12 protein-coding genes, 1 other RNA gene and 1 pseudogene are annotated in these 18,627 nt (G+C 70.0%); 5 read left to right on the top strand and 9 right to left on the bottom strand.

Going from position 1 to position 18,627, the window contains the following annotated elements:
• The first annotated feature begins 19 nt into the window (after positions 1 to 19).
• Positions 20 to 433, top strand: an RNA gene (rnpB, locus tag J8M51_RS17190) — RNase P RNA component class A.
• Positions 434 to 770: 337 nt separating this feature from the next.
• On the opposite strand, the gene J8M51_RS17185 is transcribed toward rnpB, so the two are convergent.
• Positions 771 to 4,694: a caspase, EACC1-associated type gene (locus J8M51_RS17185; RefSeq protein WP_086754882.1), complete on the bottom strand. Its 3,924-nt coding sequence runs from the start codon at positions 4,692 to 4,694 to the stop codon at positions 771 to 773.
• Between the two features lie 6 nt (positions 4,695 to 4,700).
• Positions 4,701 to 5,123, bottom strand: a complete 423-nt coding sequence (locus J8M51_RS17180; RefSeq protein WP_086754889.1) for an effector-associated constant component EACC1 — start codon at positions 5,121 to 5,123, stop codon at positions 4,701 to 4,703.
• A 352-nt stretch (positions 5,124 to 5,475) separates the two neighbouring features.
• Here J8M51_RS17180 and J8M51_RS17175 point away from each other — a divergent pair, with 352 nt between their 5' ends.
• The gene (locus tag J8M51_RS17175; RefSeq protein ID WP_143673134.1) at positions 5,476 to 5,847 is read left to right on the top strand and encodes a DUF6281 family protein; all 372 of its coding nucleotides are present in this window, start codon (positions 5,476 to 5,478) and stop codon (positions 5,845 to 5,847) included.
• Positions 5,848 to 6,445: 598 nt separating this feature from the next.
• Here J8M51_RS17175 and J8M51_RS17170 read toward each other — a convergent pair.
• From J8M51_RS17170 to J8M51_RS17160, 3 genes are all read right to left on the bottom strand, one after another.
• A complete protein-coding gene (locus J8M51_RS17170; RefSeq protein ID WP_086754884.1) occupies positions 6,446 to 7,750 on the bottom strand; it encodes a caspase family protein in 1,305 nt (434 codons plus the stop codon).
• 7 nt (positions 7,751 to 7,757) lie between these two features.
• Complete coding sequence (locus J8M51_RS17165) at positions 7,758 to 8,138, bottom strand: effector-associated constant component EACC1 (RefSeq protein ID WP_143673135.1); 381 nt, start codon at positions 8,136 to 8,138, stop codon at positions 7,758 to 7,760.
• Positions 8,139 to 8,280: 142 nt separating this feature from the next.
• Positions 8,281 to 8,940: a maleylpyruvate isomerase N-terminal domain-containing protein gene (locus J8M51_RS17160; RefSeq protein WP_086754890.1), complete on the bottom strand. Its 660-nt coding sequence runs from the start codon at positions 8,938 to 8,940 to the stop codon at positions 8,281 to 8,283.
• Positions 8,941 to 9,178: 238 nt separating this feature from the next.
• Here J8M51_RS17160 and J8M51_RS17155 point away from each other — a divergent pair, with 238 nt between their 5' ends.
• A complete protein-coding gene (locus tag J8M51_RS17155) occupies positions 9,179 to 10,300 on the top strand; it encodes a TolB-like translocation protein (protein WP_256964262.1) in 1,122 nt (373 codons plus the stop codon).
• 113 nt (positions 10,301 to 10,413) lie between these two features.
• Here the strand turns inward: J8M51_RS17155 and J8M51_RS17150 are convergent.
• Positions 10,414 to 10,906: pseudogene (locus J8M51_RS17150) on the bottom strand (LLM class F420-dependent oxidoreductase); the annotation flags it as partial.
• Positions 10,907 to 11,144: 238 nt separating this feature from the next.
• Between J8M51_RS17150 and J8M51_RS17145 the strand changes: the two are divergent.
• A complete protein-coding gene (locus J8M51_RS17145) occupies positions 11,145 to 12,647 on the top strand; it encodes a family 43 glycosylhydrolase (RefSeq protein WP_086754887.1) in 1,503 nt (500 codons plus the stop codon).
• A 20-nt stretch (positions 12,648 to 12,667) separates the two neighbouring features.
• Positions 12,668 to 14,116: a family 43 glycosylhydrolase gene (locus tag J8M51_RS17140; protein ID WP_179203015.1), complete on the top strand. Its 1,449-nt coding sequence runs from the start codon at positions 12,668 to 12,670 to the stop codon at positions 14,114 to 14,116.
• A 55-nt stretch (positions 14,117 to 14,171) separates the two neighbouring features.
• Here the strand turns inward: J8M51_RS17140 and J8M51_RS17135 are convergent, their stop codons facing one another.
• From J8M51_RS17135 to J8M51_RS17125, 3 genes are all read right to left on the bottom strand, one after another.
• Positions 14,172 to 14,849: a response regulator transcription factor gene (locus J8M51_RS17135; RefSeq protein WP_216588994.1), complete on the bottom strand. Its 678-nt coding sequence runs from the start codon at positions 14,847 to 14,849 to the stop codon at positions 14,172 to 14,174.
• Between the two features lie 9 nt (positions 14,850 to 14,858).
• Positions 14,859 to 16,145 carry a sensor histidine kinase gene (locus J8M51_RS17130; protein ID WP_267299257.1) on the bottom strand — a complete coding sequence of 429 codons (1,287 nt, stop codon included), beginning with the start codon at positions 16,143 to 16,145 and terminating at the stop codon, positions 14,859 to 14,861.
• Positions 16,146 to 16,260: 115 nt separating this feature from the next.
• On the bottom strand, positions 16,261 to 18,480 hold the full coding sequence (locus J8M51_RS17125; protein WP_086762957.1) for an MMPL family transporter: 2,220 nt from the start codon (positions 18,478 to 18,480) through the stop codon (positions 16,261 to 16,263).
• Positions 18,481 to 18,627: the final 147 nt, after the last annotated feature.

Raw genomic sequence — 18,627 nt, 5'->3', positions numbered from 1 at the left:
GCATGGTCCACACGGCAGACGAGCCGGGCGGACGGCCGCGTGGATTCCCCCTGAGGGGGCTCCCCGAGGAACGTCCGGGCTCCACAGGGCAGGGTGATGGCTAACGGCCACCCGGGGTGACCCGCGGGACAGTGCCACAGAAAACAAACCGCCCGGCGCTTCGGCGCCGGGTAAGGGTGAAACGGTGGTGTAAGAGACCACCAGTGCCCAGGGCGACCTGGGCAGCTAGGTAAACCCCACCCGGAGCAAGGTCAAGAGGGGCCACCTCTTCGAAAGAAGGGCGACCCTGCGCGGACGTTCGAGGGCTGCCCGCCCGAGTCCGCGGGTAGACCGCACGAGGCCGGCGGCAACGCCGACCCTAGATGGATGGCCGTCACCACGGGCGCCGCGAGGACCCGTGGGACAGAACCCGGCGTACAGCCCTGCTCGTCTGCCGCCACTTGCGGGTTTGCCTGGGAAGGGCCTCTGACCTGTGTCGGAGGCCCTTGCCGGTTTTTCAGGGGCTTGTCGCGCCAGGCGGCGAAAAGTCTCTCGGAAGTCCCTGAAAAGTCGATCCCTCCGGACCAACGCAGTTCCTCGGGGATCCGCCCACGCAGCAGGGGGCCCGCCCGGCGCGCTTGCGCGGACGGGGCCCGTCACGTCAGGCGAGAGCACGGGCGGGCCCACGGAGTGGCTCTGGGCAGGCAACGTCCGGCACATGACGTACGTCGTCCGCTGCCTGCCCGGAACCCGAACCGGCTCCCGCTCACCCGGTGCAGGTATCTCCACGCTCAGTCGAACAGTGGCGCCATCACCCTGTCGCCCGCCAGGATCCGCCACGCCGGTACCCGCACCGTCCGCCCCACCGGGCACGCCTTCGCCCCGTAGCCCCCGGACGGCAGTCCGGTCAGCAGATCGCCCCGCGCGTGCGTCAGCCGCAGGTGCCGTGCCGGGTCGGCCCCCGGCGGCCGGCCGGGGTCGATCAGGACCGCCGTGTTCTCGCCGGCCTCGGTGAACAACAGGTCCACCGGGTGGCCGCCGACCATCGCCGTACGCTCCAGATCGGTGATACCGCGCTCGGTGAGGTACTGCTGGAGCCGGTCGGCGAGTTCCTCGCGGAACCCGGTGGCCGGGGCGGCCGTCACCGCCTGCCCGTCGGCCTCGTCCGTGTCCGTTCCCAGCGGCGCCGAGCGGTCCGCGAGCAGGGTCGGCAGTCCGCTCTGCCCCTGCCAGAAGGTATGCGCGCCCACGGTGATCAGCTGCGACTTGGCCCGGGTCACCGCCACGTTCCACAGGTTGACCTGGCTCGCGACCCAATGGGCCGTCCTGGGCGGGGTGTTGTACGTGGCCACCGGGCTCAGCACCATCACGTCGCGCTGCCCGCCCTGGAAGGCGTGCACGGTGCCGACCCGGACGCGGTCGTCGTCGCGCCACACCCGCGCCAGTGTCTCCTTCTGCGCCCGGAACGGCGTGACCACCCCCACCGTGGCGTCCTCCGGCAGCCCTGCCAGCAGTTCGTCCACCACCTGTCGTACGGCATCCGCCTCCGCCGCGTTGCGCCAGGACCGCCCGTCGCCGCCGCGCGACGACTCGCCGTGCCGTACGTCGACCCAGCCGAGTGCCGGCGCCGGATCGGCCGCCCCCACCGGGTCCAGGGCCGGGACCTGCCGCCGTACGTCGGTGAGCACCCGCAACTGGCCCGCGTAGCAGTAGCCGTTGACGATGTCGGCGATCCGGGGGTGGCAGCGGTAGTGCTCGTCGAGGAGGAGCGCGGAGTCACCGTGCTGCTCGGCCGCGTGGTACGAGGAGTACACGTGGTAGGTGAGTCTGTGGTCCTCCAGCTGTGCCGCACTCAGGCCGGACCGGACCCGCGCCTGTTGTTCCTGCTGGGGTGACACCCCGGGGATGTGGCCCAGCTGCATCGGATCGCCGATGATCAGCGCGCGGCGGGCCCGGAACAGCAGCGGCAGCACCGAGGGGATGGAGCACTGGCTCGCCTCGTCGATGACGACGAGGTCGAACAGTTTCGGGGTGAGCTCCAGTTTTCCCACCGAGTGGGTGCTGGTGGCCCAGCCCTTGATGTGCGCCATCAGGTTCTTCTGGCTGCGCCGGTAACCCCGGCGGCTCCGGAGCGCCTGGAGCCGCTGCTGCATGAGCCCGCGCGCCCGGATCAGTGTCTCGGCGGACAACGCCTGGGACAGCTCCGACGACAGTTCGGACAGCGCGCCCGCCGCGTCGAGCCGCGCCCGCCGTAGTCCGTCCTCGTCCCAGCTCAGGTGCCGGGGCACGAGTTCGCGTACTTCCCGTTCCACGGCCACCGCGTCCGCCAGCGACTCCAGCAGCTCGGACGGCACCGGCCGAGAGGTCGCCCACTCCGGCCACGACGGCCGGTCCGGGAGGTCTGGGAGACCTGTGTGGCCTGTGGTGTCACCCTCCTGGGCATGCGCCACCGACGAGACCAACGCGGCGAGTGCCCGCCCCCGGCGCCAGGGGCCGAGCAGCCACCAGCGAGCTGCGGCGACCTTCCGCGCTCTGTCCTCCCAGCGCCCCAGTGCGGCCACACCGTTCTCGTCGGTCGCCCACACCGCCTCCAGAAGTGGCAGCGGCAACTCCAGCGCGGTCGCCAGCTCCTCCCGGGTTCCGAGCAACTCCAGCAGCCGACTCTCCTCACCGACGTGGTCTGCGGCCTCCGCCCGCAGCCCGTCGGCCGTCCTGCCGACCACGCGCAACTGCCCGCCCACGGTGGCCGATCCGCGTCGCGGTGCCTGGGCGTGTTCGCCGAGCAGCCGCTCCAGCTTCGTCGCCTCCCGCTCCAACGCCTCGACGTTGCCCGTACGCATCAGCAGGCCCGGTGCGATGTCGTCGCAGCGTTCGGCGACGACGTTCACGGCCTCGTTGTTCGTGGAGGCGACCAGCACGGACTGGCCGGCGGCGACACAGGTGGTGACGACGGCCGTGACCACCTCGCTCTTGCCCGTCCCGGGCGGCCCGGTCGCCACCGTCAGGGGCCGTGTCATCGCGGAGGAGATCACCAGCTCCTGGCTCTCGTTGCACGGCCCCGGAGCCACCACGGTGACGGACGCGTCCCGCGCATCGCCCTCGCCACTCCCGCCGCCGCTCAGCAGCGCGTCCAGGGCGGTGCCGGGAATCTGCCCGGTCCGCGTCGACATCTCCAGCAGGTTGCTCACCAGGGCCTGGGTGGCCTTGGCCTCCGCACCCGACGGCACCAGCAGTACTGCCGCGTTGTGCGCGCCGGGTCGCAGCGCCTGCATCACCGTGCGCTCGCTGAGAGCCGACGGGTCGAGCGGCTCCAGTTCCGGCAGCCCCAGCTCGTCCAGCAACTCCCGCACGGCCTGCAGCATCTGCGCGTCGTTGCCCTCCTGCCAGGACGGCTGCCAGCGCGCGACCAGATCGGCCGCGTCGCCCGCGTCCAACAGCTCCGACACGACACCCGTGTGCAGGGACGGCACACCGCTGGGCCGGAGCATGTCCCGGCCCTCCTCGTCCGGCGCCAGCTCCATCTGCTGGATGAGCAGCGGCGCCAGCTCCACGGTGGTACGACGTCCCCGGGCCCCGCCGTCCCGCACGGGCAGCGTGATCGCCGGATAGCCGTACCAGTACTCCTGCTGTGTCCCCGAGTCACCAGCAGCCGCGCCGTGCGGTTTGGGCAGCCCACCGGGAGCGGGGAAGGCGGAGCCCCGGCCGGACTGGATGGTTTCCTCGCCCTGGCCCAGCAGAAAGTACTTCGAGCCTCGTCCGCCGTCCCGGTCGGGCCGCATACCGGCCGCCGACTGGGCGGTCAGACAGTGCGCGTAGTACCGCAGCAGCCGCTCCCGGTCGAGGCCGTCCCGCGCGTCCCGCGCGGCCAGTTCCCTTGCCTTCAACAGGGTGGGGGACCGCCGGGCAGCCTCGGCCGCTTCGCGCGGCTGCGCCGGGAGGTGCACCGGGCGTGCCACCGACCGGGCGAAGGGCAGGCTGTTCGTGGCCCTGAACGTGGACTTGGTGGGTCGCTGCTCCTCCGGTACGCCGGCCCGGGTCATCTGCGCTGTCAGGTAGTCGAAGAGGTCATCCGGAGTGATCCAGCCGCCGCCCTTGATCCGCCCGTTGCGCAGCCCCTCCACGATCTCCCCGGTGAACCGGGACGTACCGAGGCTCGACCCGGGCGGCGCCATCGCGGACGCGGACTGGAGAGCGTCTGAGGCCGTGATGAAGTACACGCCTGTCGGCCGCAGCAGCGTGCTCGGCGCGGGCCGTACGGGCTCTTCCCCCGAACCCTTGGCGGTCCACCCCTGTACGACGGAACCGCTGGAGCAGCAGTCCAGCAGCACCAGTTTCGAAGCGGCCCGGCACGACTGGAGCATCCGCTCCAGGAACTCCGCCGGCACCGCCGTACCCGGCAGATCGTCCGGATCGGTGTCCCGGGTCAGGAAATACAGCTGGTTGTCGTCCTCGCAGAACTCCCCGTGCCCGCTGAAGTACAGCAGGGCCGTCTCACTGGGCCGGCGCGCGTTCAGGAACGACTCGACGGCGTGCAGCATCTCCGCGCGGGTCGGCTCGGGGACCATCTCGCAGTCGTTGTACATGCCGATCTCGGTGTTCTGCAGTACCGCCCGCATGTAGTGCAGGTCGGCACGTACCGGCGGCAGGTCGTGGTACGCGTCGCTGTCGTAGGTGGACACGCCGACGAGCATCGCGAACCGGTCGTTGTCGGTCATCCGCGCTCAGCCTGCCGCAGGGGTGTCGCCGAGGCCGTCCGGGTCCGTGGGGTGTGTCGCCGCACCGCCACCCGCGAGGAAACGCTCGATGCGGCCGTCGTCCTCGCGGGCCTCCTTGCCGGTGATGTGCAGGGTCGCCCCGTCCGGTCGCCGTACCACGACCGTCCGCTGCGGCACCCGCGCCAGCCAGATCTGCACCCCGGCGGCGACCAGCGAACCGGCGCTGATCAGCACACCGACGGTGTCGGCGGTGAGCCCGCCCTTGAGGGTTCCGTCGCTCGCCGCGCCCGTGCTCCGGCCGGGAACGTCCAGCACGGCCCCGGGGTCGACGTCGACGATCCCGGCGAGCAGCTCACGAGCCTCCTTGCGCGCACGCAGCGGGTCCTCGTCGACGATGGAGATCCGGTACCCGGTCCGTTCCTCGGGCATGGTGGTCACAGCGCTTCCCCTCGATTGCCGTGCGCTCCTGACGGAGGCGTGAGCGGCTGACGTTAGTCGGCGGGTCCGACAGCGGGCGCCTCTGTTTCCGAAAACCTGGCAGGCGTTGGCGAGAAACGGCTGATCGGAGACGCCGCCGACAGGTTGTTTCGGCGGCGACGGACCTCCAACGACCTTTGCTTCACATGATGTTCACAGGTGTTCGTAAGTGCCTTGACCTGATATCTGCACGACCTTTACTTGCGCTTGAGTGATCAAACGGATACGCAACGTACGCAAGGGGCGCCGAAGCAAACCCGTGCCCGGTGTCGGTCTGGGGGGCGTCGCCGCATCGCTTCTCCTGTTGACGCAGAGCCAGGTAGCCGTCGCCACGGCCTCCGAGGCGACGTCCTGCCCTTCCGCCGCCTGCGCCGTCGGTGTCCAGTTCGACGGCGAGCTCTACACCCGCGTGTCCCACCGGGACTTCACCGTGGGCGACACGGCCGACGGCGCACAGGAGAACAGCTGTGACGACACGGGCGACGGGTCGTCGGACCCGACTGACGCGCAGTCGTTCACGGCGTACCGCATCGAGGAACTCGACGAGGGGACGGCCGTCGCGGTGAAGGACAGCCCCGCCAACCCCGACCGCGAGGACGGGCCCCACCTGTACGTGCAGCAGCAGGACGGCGGCCACCCGAAGAAGGCGAAGGAGTTCCTCGACTCGGGGCGTTGAGCCGCTGCCGCTCGATGATGCCGGTGGGGTGACGGGTTTCGGCAGGGGTGTCCGGAGTGGGACACCCCTGCTCATGACGCGGCACCCGCATCCTGAACGGCGGGCTGCCGAGTCCTGGGTCGACAAGCAAGGTGGCGGGCGAAAGCTCAATACACACGGGGATCCGATCTTCCCCAACCCTGACCAGGAGAGCGAGTCGCGGCAAGCCGGGCTCGTCCCGGGGAAGAAGATCTGCGATGCAGAATACGGACCCGGTCATTTCCCCGGTGGATCCCCCTGGCAGGACATCGAGCCCTTCGCGCAGAACCCGGATGGGTTGTCGCGGCAGCTTGAGATGGTGAACTGGGAAAGAGGGCTGATCATTGTCGGGGTATCGGACATGCTCACCAACGCGTCGCTATCCGGCCCTATGACTCCGGGACTTCGAGCAGCGGCCCTCAGGGTGTCGGCGCAGCCTGAACGTCCGGGTGCCCGTCACTCTGGCAGTGGCCGAGACAGTGAAGCGCCGGACAGTATCCACCGCGGACGGAAGGTCCTCGCCGATCAAGAGCACCCTGCGGAACGGCTGATGGGGGACGTGAAGCGCTCGTCGGCGCACTCACTCCGGGAGGTCGAGATCGTACTTCCGGGTCAAGTCCCGCACCTTTGCGAGGAGGTTGCGGAGCGGATAGTCCCCCACTTCGCCGTGCGGTACGTAGAACGTGGTCTCATCGCAGGTCAGCAGTACGTCGTACTTGAGGGTGGGCCGTGCGTACGCCGGCCTTCCGTACCAGTCGGCGCGGGCCTCCCTGAAGTCGTGCCAGAGTGACTTGACCTGGTCGATCTTGACGGACCACCGGTGCAGATCGGTGTAGGCGACCTGCGCGACGCTGTCGCCGTTTCCCGAGTGGCGGAACTTCACGGCCTTCGTCGTGAAGGCGGTGAACCGGTGGGCCAGCAGCGTGCGGTGCTCGAAGAGCGCGAGCAGGCGCTCCCCCTCCTGCCGCGGGCCGAGGCGGACGTCCCAGGGAAGCGAGTACTCCACCCGCACATCCGCGCGGCCGGTTCCGAGTTCCGCCTTGAGGAGACGGAACAACTCGTCCTGGAAATCCTGCCATTGCTCACCCGGGGACGGGGTGCTCGTGCCGCCGGGCTCCGTGGAGCCGCCGTCGAAGGCGCGGTTGCGGGCGATGCGTATCAGAGGGGTGTCGTCGGCGCCCAGGATGCGCGGGGTGGAGATGTTCGCCGAGCGGAGCCGCTCGCGGATGTGTCCGTGTACGGCCTGGAGGGTGAGCGTCTCTTCCTCGTCCTCGATGCCGTGTCGCAGGGTGGAGATCACGCGGGCGGTGTACGCCGTGTAGTCGGTCCCCTGTGGGGCTCTGGAGGTCTCCGTGACGTCCGAGGACACCAGGGTGCACGCTCCCCGTGTCCTCAGCATGTCGTAGACGGCGTTCCTCCCGCCCATGGAGTCGTCGAACGCCCTGGCGCTGAAACAGGTGTCGAGGACGATCACCTTGTGGCGGGCCTTGACGCGCGGTTCCCACAGCAGATCCTGGAGGTCCGCGTACCTGATGGCCTTGGTCCCGAACTCGCCCTCGCTGTTGAAGTCGGGCAACGCCAGATAGAGCCGGTCCGTGGCCGGGTGGACGATGCCGTGCCCCGCGAAGTAGACGAACAGCGTGTCCGTCGCCGTGGCGCCGGCCTCCCCGACCGCGCTCAGGAACTGCTCCCTGGTCGGCTGGGGAAGCTCGACACATCGTTCGCCGGGGAGACCCCAGATGCCCGGGTCGCGGAGGGCCCGGGCCAGATCGCGGACGTTGTTCTCGACCGCCGGGAGGTTCAGCAGGTCGCTGCCGGAGGTCTGGTGGAAGACCCCGGCTATGACCGCCGCCGACCGGTGCGGATCGCGCAGCCGTCCGCTCATGCCCCGGCTACCGTTCTGGATCGGCGTCGCCCAACATCTCTTCGGCGCGCTCGTCGGCGCGTTCGGGTACGGCTTCCGCCCGGGAGACGTCCACGGAGCGGCCCCGGTCGCTGGACATACGGGCCTGCTGCCCGGAGCCCCTCGTCGAGCACCAGGTCGCGATGCTGACGATCAGGCTGCTCAGGCCGATCGCCGTGGAGACACCGAAGTTCAGCCAGTCGAGTCCGCCGCTCATCGCCTCCGGGTCCGGCTTCCCGGCACCCGGTGTGATGTCCGGTGACGTGACCACCTTGTTGTCGCGTTGCAGCCATCGGCTCAGTGACCGGGCCTGCTCACCATCCGGGTCGGCGATGACCGATATCGAGATCACATGCTGCTGATCGCTCAAATCAAGTGCTCCCCGTTCTGCTTGAGCGATTTGTCCCCCGCGTGTGGAAGAGGTAAACCGTGTCCCAAACTCCCGAACTCCCGGACGGGGCTGGGGCGGTGGCCCCGCTCGGGGTGATCGCGTCATTTCACCGAGCGAGGTCTCAGCCCAGGGCCAGTGGCAACTTCACTGCCAAGGAGTCGATTTCGGCGCTCTCCGCCTCGGTCGGCTCCCGTCGCCCCGTCCCGATCAGTAGCACGTCCGTGTCGGTGAAGGACGTGGGGAACGATCCGCCCGCGATCCGTTCCAGCGCCGTACGGGAGTGGGACAGGCTCTCCGGGGACGGGCCCGGTGCGGCCGGGAGGTGGGCTGTCAGGTCCAGGTGATGCAAGGTCCACTCCAGGACGTACGCCGTGAGGTAGTCGGCGATGGTGAGGACCTTGTCCTGGGTGCTCACCCGGGCGGCGGGGTCGGCCAGTTCCGCCGCGCGGCCGGCCGCCGAGCCCACGTCGTCCAGGTGGAACTTGAGGAGGGACATGTCCTCGTACGCGGCGGCCAGACGGACCGTCAGGGCGGCGAGGGGGTCCTCGCCGGGCGGGGGTTCGTGTGTGACCTGCCAGTACGTCGTCGCGTCGGCTGTCGGGGGCGCGGTTCCGGCGGGGGTGGCCAGGGTGATCAGGACGTCCTGGGCGTCGATGACCAGGTGGCAGACGAGGTCCCTCACCAGCCAGCCCGCGCAGCCCGAGGGTTGTGCGAAGTCCTTGTCCCTGAGGTCGGCGACCGTCGTGCGCAACGCTGCCCAGGAGTGTGAGAAGAGGTCCACCCAGGCAAGGTAGTTCAAGGCATTGACCCTTCGCCCGGAGCGCGCTTTCATCGTCGTCCGGTCTGTCCGAGGGGGAGCCAGTCCAGTGAAGAGACCTGTGTTACGGATGTGGGTGGGTGCCGTCGGGTCCGTTCTGGTGGCTGCCGCCGCCGTCCCACCCGCGTCATCCGCTTCCGCGCCGTCCGCACCGTCCGCGTCATCCGCGGCGGCCCTCGTTCCGCACACCGAACGGATCAGCGTGGCCCCCGACGGCGTCACCGGTGGCAATGGCCACTCCACCGACCCCGTGCTCAGCGCGGACGGGCGGGTCGTGGCCTTCATGTCGTCGGCGACCAATCTGGTCCCGGCGACCGATGTGCGGAACAGCGTGTACTACCGGACGGGGCCCGGGGAGCCGCTGCGGCGGGTGGTGGTGCCGGGGGAGACCACGTCCTCGCCTCAACTCTCCGATTCCGGGCGGTACTTGACCTTCGGCTCGTACTCGACCGCCACCGGCGTCTCCTCCGTCCGGCTGCTGGACCTGAGCACCGGGGTCGTCGAGCGGCTGGCGCCCGCGATGGACGACGGCTACGAGGTGTCGTACGGCATCGCGCCCATCAGTGCCGACGGGCGGTACGTCGCCTTCGTCGCCCGGCCCGCCGTCGATCCGAACGGGGCCTTCTCCTGCCGGGTCATGCTGCTGGACCGGGAGACCCAGGAGGTGCGGCGGGTCAGCCGGGACTCGGACGGGTCCAAGAACGTCCATCGGTGCGAGCAGGTCTCGATGAGTGCCGACGGACGCAAGGTCGCCTACCTGGAGGGCTACTCCGGGCCCGCCGCCGACGACCAGGGCGACATCCTCGTCTGGGACCGGGAGAGCGGAGGCACCGTGCAGGCCGACGCCACCCATGACGGGGCGGCGGCCGACAGGTCCGCGATCGCACCCGTGCTGAGCGCCGACGGGTCCAAGGTCGGGTTCAACTCCATCGCCACCAACCTGGTGCCCGGTACCGATCCCAACGGGAACAGCGCCACCTCCTGGAACGCCTTTGTCCGCGATCTGGACACCGGGACGCTCCAGCGGTACGACGGGCACACGCCCACCGATCTCACCCTGCTGTCGGACCTGTCCACCGACGGCTCCCGGCTGCTGCTCAACACGGCCGACGCCAACCGCACCTCGCTCGGGCTGATCCTGCGCGATCCGGGCACCGGAGCGGAGGAACTGCTGTCGCCGGGGCAGGACGGCAGACCCCTCACCGTGGGGAAGGCGGGGCTGAGCACGGACGAGTCCACGGTCGTCTTCGACTCCTACTATCCCGGCCTCGTGCCCGAGGACACCAATCTGATCGGGGATGTCTTCGTCCGTACGATCAGCTGAACTGAACTGAACTGAACTGAACTGAGCTGACCTGCGGGTGGAGGCGGAGGCGGGGGCGGGTCAGCCGGTCGCTGCCCCGTCCGTGAGGTCGGAGTCCGTGAAGCCGAGGGGCCGGGAGCGGTCTCCAGGAGCACCTTCAGCTCCGGCGCCACCAGCGGGCCCTCGCCCAGCGTCTCGCGGGCCTCCGCCGTGTGCTCCGGGGTCACCAGGTACGGATGGCTGCCCGCCGCCCGGTCGCGGGCGAGGCGGGGCATCCGGGGCCGAGCGCGGCCAGCACCCGGCGCTCGGTGGGGACGCCGGCCGGGTCGAGGGCGTCGAGGTAGTCGACCATCGCGGCGTACAGCCGCCGGAATTGCTCCGCGAGCTCCGCGTGGCTCACGCCCAGGCCGAGGAGGAAGCGGCCGGGGTGGGCGGCTTCCCGTTCGATGAGGGGGACGGTGTGCCGGGCCGGCGTACGGCCCCCGAGCCGGCTCGCACCGACGCTCAGCTCCTCCAACTCGGCTGCCGCATAGGCGAGTTCACCCCCCAGGCCGGGTCCTCGCCGCGCAGCCCGCTGCTCCGGATCCCGTACCGGCCGATCTGCCCCGCGCTCTTCGGTTTCACCATGCAAACGCCAACTCGCCTCCCTCCGTGATCCATTCCGGCGGGCTCTTCGGCACCAAATCGTGTCGCATCCATTGACGTCCCTCCTGCCTCACCTTTACCTTCTGGCCGAAGTTACGCACAACGTTCGCAATTTCGAACAATCTCCCCTCCCGTTCGCCCCCGTTCCCCCTTGTCCTCCCCTGTCCTCCTTGTCGCTCCCCCTGATCCCCTCCAGAGCCGCTCCCCGAAGGGACTTGCCGTGTTCCGCATTCAAGTCCGTCGCTGGGTGACGTCGGGGGCCGCACTGCTGGCCCTCTTCGCGTCACTCCTCGCCGTCCAGCCGGCGTCGCCCGCCGCCGCGGCCGACGGCAAGCCGTACACCAACCCGGTCAAGTCCCAGAAGGGCGCCGACCCCTGGCTGGAGTACTACAACGGCAACTACTACCTGGTGACGACCACCTTCACCAACAAGCTCCTGATGCGTAAGTCCCCCACGCTGGCCGGTCTCGCCACCGCCCCGAGTGTGGAGATCTGGTCGGACACCACCGCCGGGCGCAACGCCAACATCTGGGCGCCGGAGATCCACTTCCTGGACGGCAAGTGGTACCTCTACTACTCGGCCGCGCAGAGCGGCGCCGCGTGCTGCGACACCCAGCGCACCCAGGTGCTGGAGAGCTCCGGCACCGATCCGCTGGGCCCGTACACCCACAAGAACACCCTCACCGGGTCCAACCTCACGCCCGGCGGCTGGCTCATCGACGCCAGCGTGCTCAAGCACGACAACAAGCTGTACCTGATGGGCAGCGGTTTCATCGGCGGTAGTACGCAGAGCCTCGTCATCGCGCCGCTCACCAACCCGTACACGCTCGCCGGCAACACCTTCTCGATCATCTCCAGCCCCACCCTGAGCTGGGAGACCTCCGGCGGCGCGGTCAACGAGGGGCCGGAGCCGCTCTACCACGACGGCCGGACCTTCGTGAGCTTCTCCGCCAGCCACTGCCAGACCGCCGACTACAAGCTGGGCCAGCTGGAGCTGACCGGCAGCGACCCGCTGCTCGCCTCCTCCTGGACCAAGAAGCAGACCCCGGTCTTCCAGCGCAGCGACGCGAACGGGGTCTACGGCCCCGGCCACAACGGGTTCTTCACCTCGCCGGACGGCACCGAGAACTGGATCGTCTACCACGGCAACAGCGCGGCGAACGGCGGCTGCGGCAACGGCCGTACGACCCGCGCCCAGAAGTTCACCTGGAACGCGGACGGCACCCCGAACTTCGGCACCCCGGTCGCGCTCGGGACCACCCTCGCCGGGCCCTCCGGTGAGACGGCGACGACCCCGACCGCGTACACGATCGTCAACCGCAACAGCGGCAAGTGCCTGGACGTGGAGAACGGCAGCACCGCCGACGGCACCAACATCTTCCAGTGGACCTGCACCGGCGGCGCCAACCAGAAGTGGCGGGTCGAGGACATGGCCGACGACACCAGCCGGCTGGTCAACGTCGCCACCGGCAAGGTGATGGACACCGCCGACTGCTCCGCCGCCGACGGCGCGGACATCCGGCAGTGGTCCTGGCTGAACAACAACTGCCAGAAGTCGCGCCTCGTCTACACGGGGAGCGACTACGTGCGGATCGTGAACGCCGCCACCGGCAAGGTCGCCGACGTCGCCAACTGCGGTACCGCCAACGGCACCGACGTACGCCAGTGGACCTGGCTGAACAACAACTGCCAGCAGTGGCGCCTCGTCCCCACCACCGCCTGATCCCCGAAGGGACAGAGAACATGAGACGACTCGTCCGACGAGTCATCGTGGCCGCCGCGGCGGCGCTCGCCGTGCTCACCACCGTGACCACCCCCGCGCAGGCCGCCGCCCCGGCGTCCCCGGCCGTCACCTTCACCAACCCGATAGCCGAGCAGCGGGCCGACCCGCACATCTACAAGCACACCGACGGCTTCTACTACTTCACGGCCACGGTCCCCGCGTACGACAAGATCGTGATGCGCCGGGCCACCACCCTCCAGGGCCTCGCCACGGCCACGGAGACCACGATCTGGACCAAGCACGCCAGCGGTGACATGGGCGCCCACATCTGGGCCCCGGAGATCCACTTCATCGACGGCAAGTGGTACGTGTACTTCGCCGCCGGTGCCACGAACGACATCTGGAAGATCCGGCCGTACGTGCTGGAGACCAGCGCCGCCAACCCGCTCACCGGCACCTGGACCGAGAAGGGCCGGATCGCCCTGCCGCTGGACACCTTCTCGCTGGACGCCACGACCTTCACCCACAACGGCACCCGCTACCTCAGCTGGGCGCAGAACGACCCGGCGGTCGGCACCGGCACCAACCTGTACCTGGCCAGGATGTCCAACCCCTGGACCATCAGCGGCAGTCCGGTGATGATCTCCAAGCCGGAGTACTCCTGGGAGACCGTCGGCCACCGCGTCAACGAGGGCCCGGCCGTCATCCAGAAGAACGGCAAGGTCTTCATGGCCTACTCGGCCAGCGCCACCGACGCCAACTACTGCCTCGGCCTGCTGACCGCCTCCGACACCGCCGACCTGATGAACCCGGCGTCCTGGGTGAAGACCTCCACACCGGTCTTCAAGAGCAACGCCGCCACCGGTCAGTACGGCCCCGGCCACAACACCTTCACCACGTCCGAGGACGGAAAGTCCGACATCCTCGTCTACCACGACCGCAACTACAAGGACATCAGCGGCGACCCGCTCAACGACCCCAACCGCCGCACCCGCTACCAGAAGCTGTACTGGAACGCCGACGGCACCCCCAACTTCGGCATCCCCGTCGCCGACGGCGCGACCCCCGTCCGGCTCTCCTCGTTCAACTTCCCGGACAGGTTCATCCGGCACTGGGAGTACCGCGCCAAGCTGGAGGCCGGCGTCACCAACCTGGCCGACTCGCAGTTCCGGATCGTCACCGGTCTGACCGGCAGCGGCACGGTCTCGCTGGAGTCGGCGAACTTCCCCGGCTACTACCTCCGCCACAAGAACAACGAGCTGTGGGTGGAGAAGGACGACGGCACGGCCCTGTTCGACGCGGACGCCTCCTTCTTCCAGCGGGCCGGCCTCGCCGACACCGCGGCCGGCGTCTCGTACGAGTCGTTCAACTTCCCCGGCCGGTACATCCGCCACTTCAACAACCTGCTCTACACCCAGCCGGTCAGCACCACCCTCGACCGGCAGGACGCCACCTTCTACAAGGAGTAGACAGTTCCACAAGGAGTGGACAGTTCCACAAGGAGTGGACAGGAGTTGAGGAGGGTCACCCCTCAGGGGTGACCCGCACCAGGCCCGACTGGTACGCCATGACGACCAGTTGGGCCCGGTCGCGGGCCCCCAGCTTCGTCATCGCCCGGTGGATGTGGGTGCGTACCGTCAGCGGACTGACGTACAGCTTCTCCGCGATCTCGTCGTTGGAGTGGCCCTCGGCCGCCAGGGACATGACCTCGCGTTCCCGGGTGGTGAGGATGGTCAGCTGGTCGGGGGTGGCGAGACGGCTGCCGGGCGCGGGGGCGGCCAGGAAACGCGTGATGAGTGTGCGGGTGGCCGCGGGCGAGAGCAGTGTGTCGCCCGCGGCCACCGTGCGGATGCCGTCGAGGAGGATGTCGGCGGTGACGTCCTTGCCGAGGAAGCCGCTGGCGCCGGAGCGCAGCGCCTGGGCGACGTACTCGTCGATCTCGAAGGTCGTGAGGATCAGGACGCGGGTGTCGGCCAGTTCCTCGTCGGCGCAGATCACGGCCGTGGCGGTGAGCCCGTCCGTGCCGGGCATCCGGATGTCCATGAGGACCACGTCGGGGCGGTGGACCCGGACGAGGTCGACCGCCTCCCGGCCGTCGGTGGCCTCGGCGACCACCTCCATGTCCGTGCAGGAGTCGATGAGGATCCGGAAGGTGGCCCGCAGCAGGGCCTGATCGTCGGCGAGCAGGACGCGAATGGTCATGGGGCTGGTCTACTTCCGCAGGTCAGGGGTGGTTTCCGGGTCCGCTTCCAGGTCCGCCGTCAGGTCCGGCTCCGGTGGGCGGGGCCGGGGCCGGGGGCGCAGCGGGAGGTCGGTGGTGACCTCGAAGCCGCCCTCGGGCCGGTGACCGGCGCTCAGACAGCCGCCGACGGACTGCGCGCGCTCCCGCATCCCGATCAGACCGAAGCCGCGGCCCGCTTCGGCGGGGCCCGTGGGGCGGGGCGTGCCGTCGTCGGTGACCGTGATCGTCAGATGGGACTCCTCGTACGCCAGGCGGATGCGCGCCGCGTCCACGGCGGCGTGCTTGCTGACGTTGGTGAGGGCTTCCTGCACGATCCGGTACGCGGTGAGGTCCACCCCCGGGTCGAGCGCGCCGGGCGGGCCCTCGGTGGTGACGGTGACGGTGAGACCGGCGGACTCGCACGCGGCCGTCAGCTCCGGGAGCTGGCCGAGCCCGGGGGTGGGGGTCAGGGGCGCCTCGGGGTCGTCGGGGCGGCGCAGCACACCGACGGTGCCCTTCAGCTCGCGCAGGGCGGCGGAAGTGGTGGCGGTCAGGTCGGTGAGGATGCGGTGGGCCTGCTCGGGATCGGTACGGGTGAGGTGCGCGGCGGTGCCCGCCTGGGCGTTGGCGAGGGCCAGATGGTGGGCGACCACGTCGTGCAGATCGCGGGCGATCCGCATCCGCTCCTCGGTGACCCTCAGCCGGGCCTCCTCCTCCCGGGTGCGCTCGGCGTGCTCGGCGCGGGACTGCACCGACCTCAGATAGGCCCGCCGCACCTGGGCGCCCCGGCCCGCGGCGATGGGCAGCAGCAGCCAGAAGGCGGGGCCGATCGTCCGGAGCACCAGGGAGAGCTGGTCCATGGAGTCGGAGAACATCGCGGCGAGGGTCATCGCCGCGACGACGGTGCACCCGTGGGCGCGGGTGGTCCTGCGGTCGGTGAGCGAGGCCAGCCAGTACAGCGCCGCCATGAGCGGGGCCAGCAGCAGGGGCGTGAGGAGATAGCCCATCGCCACCGCGATGACCGTGCAGACGGCGGTCACGGCGAGGGCGGAGCGCGGGTTGGTGCGGTGTCTGAGCAGGGCGAGGCAGGACACACCCATGAGGGCGACACCGAACCTGTCCTGGTCCGGCGGCTCGGCGCCCGGGAGGGTGAGCGCGCTGCCGAGGGTCGCGCAGCCCATCAGGGCGCTGACCAGCACCAGATCGACGAGGAAGGGGTGGCGGTCGTGGAGGTGTTCGATGCGATCCGCGTAGCGCCGTTCCCGGCTGATGGTCATACGGGGCTCCGGTCGGTGGGACTGGGGACCATGGTGGTCGACGTCGGGCGCGAACGCCCCGAGGGCCGTCCGTGTCCTTCGCCACGGACGGCCCCCGGTGGGGGAGGGGGGTGGATCAGGTGCGGGTCCCCGCCAGCTCGGCCGGGTCGGCGGAATCCGCCTGGGTGGCCTCCGCCTCGGCGCGCCGGGTCAGCGCCTCGCCCTCCACGTCCACCCGGGGCAGCATCCGGTCCAGCCACTTCGGCAGCCACCACGCCTTGTCGCCGAGCAGCGCGAGCACGGCCGGCACGATCGCCATCCGGACCACGAACGCGTCGAACAGGACCGCCGAGGCCAGCCCGAACCCGATCATCTTGATCATGGAGTCGCTCTCGCCGATGAATCCGGCGAACACCGCGATCATGATCAGGGCGGCGGCCACGACCACCCGGGCGCTGTGCCGGAAGCCGCTGGTGATCGCCTCGTCGGCCGGGTCGCCGTGGACGTACGCCTCCCGCATCCGGGAGACCAGGAACACCTCGTAGTCCATGGCCAGGCCGAACACGATGCCCACCAGGAAGATCGGCATCAGGCTCATGATCGGGCCGGTCTGCTCCACGCCCAGCAGCTCCGCGCCGTGGCCCTGCTGGAAGACCAGGACGACCACACCGAGCGACGCCAGCACCGAGAGCAGGAAGCCGAGGGCCGCCTTGAGCGGGACGAGCAGCGAGCGGAAGACGACCAGCAGCAGGATGACGGCCAGACCGACCACCACCAGCAGATACGGGACCAGCGCGGACTGCACCTTGTCGGAGATGTCGATGTTCAGCGCGGTGGTGCCGGTGACCTCGAACGTCGCCCCGGTCTCCGTCTCGACGCCGGGCCGCTCGCCGCGGATGACGGTCACCAGGTCCTTGGTCTTCTCGTCGGTCGGCGCGGTGGAGGGGATCGCCGAGAAGACGGCGGTGTCACCGGCCTCGTTGAAGCGGGCGGGGGAGACGGACACGATCCCCTTCGTCGCGCCGATCTCCTTGGCGATCGTGTCGGCGGCCCCCTTGGCGTCGTCGGCGCCCTTGGCGTCCACCACGATCGTCAGCGGTCCGTTGAAGCCGGGCCCGAAGCCCTCCGCCAGCGCGTCGTAGGCCCGCCGCTCGGTGGTCGACGTCGCCTTGGCCTCGTCGCCGGGCATGCCCAGCTGCAGATCGGTCATCGGCACCGCGAGCGCGCCCAGGCCGATGACACCGAGGACCAGGACGGGTATCGGCCGGCGCAGCACGAACCGGGACCAGCGGGTGCCCCCGTTGTCCGCGCCGCCCTCCTCGATCCGGCCGCTCTTGCGCGCCTTGCGTGTCAGCACGGCGTTCGGCCAGAAGCCGAGCAGCGCCGGGACCAGGGTCAGCGCGATCAGTACGGCGACGACGACCGCGCCCGCGGCGGCCAGCCCCATCTTCGTCAGCATCGGGATACCGACCACGGACAGCCCGGCCAGCGCGATGACGACGGTGAGCCCGGCGAAGACGACCGCCGAGCCGGCCGTACCCGTCGCGAGGGCGGTCGCCTCCTCGGGCGAACGGCCCTTCGCGCGCTCCTCGCGGTAGCGGGAGACCACGAACAGGGCGTAGTCGATGCCGACGGCGAGGCCCAGCATCATCGCGAGGGTGCCGGTGGTGGTGGACAGGCCGAAGGCGTCGGACAGGGCGAGGATCGTGGCCATGCTGAAGCCGACCCCGACCAGCGCCGTCAGCAGCGGCAGCCCGGCCGCGGCCAGCGAGCCGAAGGTGACCAGCAGGACGACGGCGGCGATGGCGACACCGATCACCTCGGCCATCCCGCCCGCACCGCCCTGCTCGGCCAACGCGGTGCCGCCCGCCTCCACGGTCAGCCCGGAGTCCTCGGCCTTGTGGAGCGTGTCCTCCAGATGGGCCTTGGCGGCGTCCGTGAGGTCGTTCGCGGTCACCTTGTAGGTGACGGTCGCGTACGCCGTCGTACCGTCCTGGCTCACCGCCTGTGCCTGGAACGGGTCGACCGCGCTCGCCACCTGCGAGCCGTCGGCCAGCTCGGCCACGGTGTCCTCGATCGCCTTCTTGTTCTCGGCGGCGGTCACCTTCTCACCGCTCGGCGCGACGAACACCACCCGGGCGGTCGCGCCGTCCGCGGTGACTCCGGGGAAGCGCTGCTCCAGCAGGTCGAACGCCTTCTGGGACTCGATGCCCGGCATGGAGAACTCCTCGTCGGAGGCTCCGGGGGCCTTGAGGGCGCCGACACCTACGGCGGCCAGCACGGCCGCCCATACCAGCAGGACGTACCAGCGTTTGCGGAAGGCCAGCCGGCCCAGCCGATGAAGGAAGGTTGCCATGGGTCGCAGGTCTCCACGTGAGAGGTCTCGGATGCCTGCTCAGAATCCCGTTCGGGGGCCCGTCCCGTCGTCGTGCGGCTGCCGACAATCGCGGGTACTCAGTACGCAGTACGACGCGGGGGCCGGGTCACCCCGGGGTATGACCGG

Origin of the sequence: Streptomyces griseiscabiei, assembly GCF_020010925.1 — a bacterium.
Classification (GTDB): Bacteria; Actinomycetota; Actinomycetes; order Streptomycetales; family Streptomycetaceae; genus Streptomyces; species Streptomyces griseiscabiei.
The sequence above is the reverse complement of the archived record's forward strand: the minus strand, read 5'-3'. Positions and strand labels throughout refer to the sequence as shown.

Bases quoted from the DNA above. Each gene is read 5' to 3' on its own strand.
- J8M51_RS17185 (WP_086754882.1), bottom strand. From the start codon at position 4,694: ATGACCGACAACGACCGGTTCGCGATGCTCGTCGGCGTGTCCACCTAC.
- J8M51_RS17125 (WP_086762957.1), bottom strand. From the start codon at position 18,480: ATGGCAACCTTCCTTCATCGGCTGGGCCGGCTGGCCTTCCGCAAACGC.
- J8M51_RS17180 (WP_086754889.1), bottom strand. From the start codon at position 5,123: ATGCCCGAGGAACGGACCGGGTACCGGATCTCCATCGTCGACGAGGAC.
- J8M51_RS17135 (WP_216588994.1), bottom strand. From the start codon at position 14,849: ATGACCATTCGCGTCCTGCTCGCCGACGATCAGGCCCTGCTGCGGGCC.
- J8M51_RS17130 (WP_267299257.1), bottom strand. From the start codon at position 16,145: ATGACCATCAGCCGGGAACGGCGCTACGCGGATCGCATCGAACACCTC.
- J8M51_RS17170 (WP_086754884.1), bottom strand. From the start codon at position 7,750: ATGAGCGGACGGCTGCGCGATCCGCACCGGTCGGCGGCGGTCATAGCC.
- J8M51_RS17140 (WP_179203015.1), top strand. From the start codon at position 12,668: ATGAGACGACTCGTCCGACGAGTCATCGTGGCCGCCGCGGCGGCGCTC.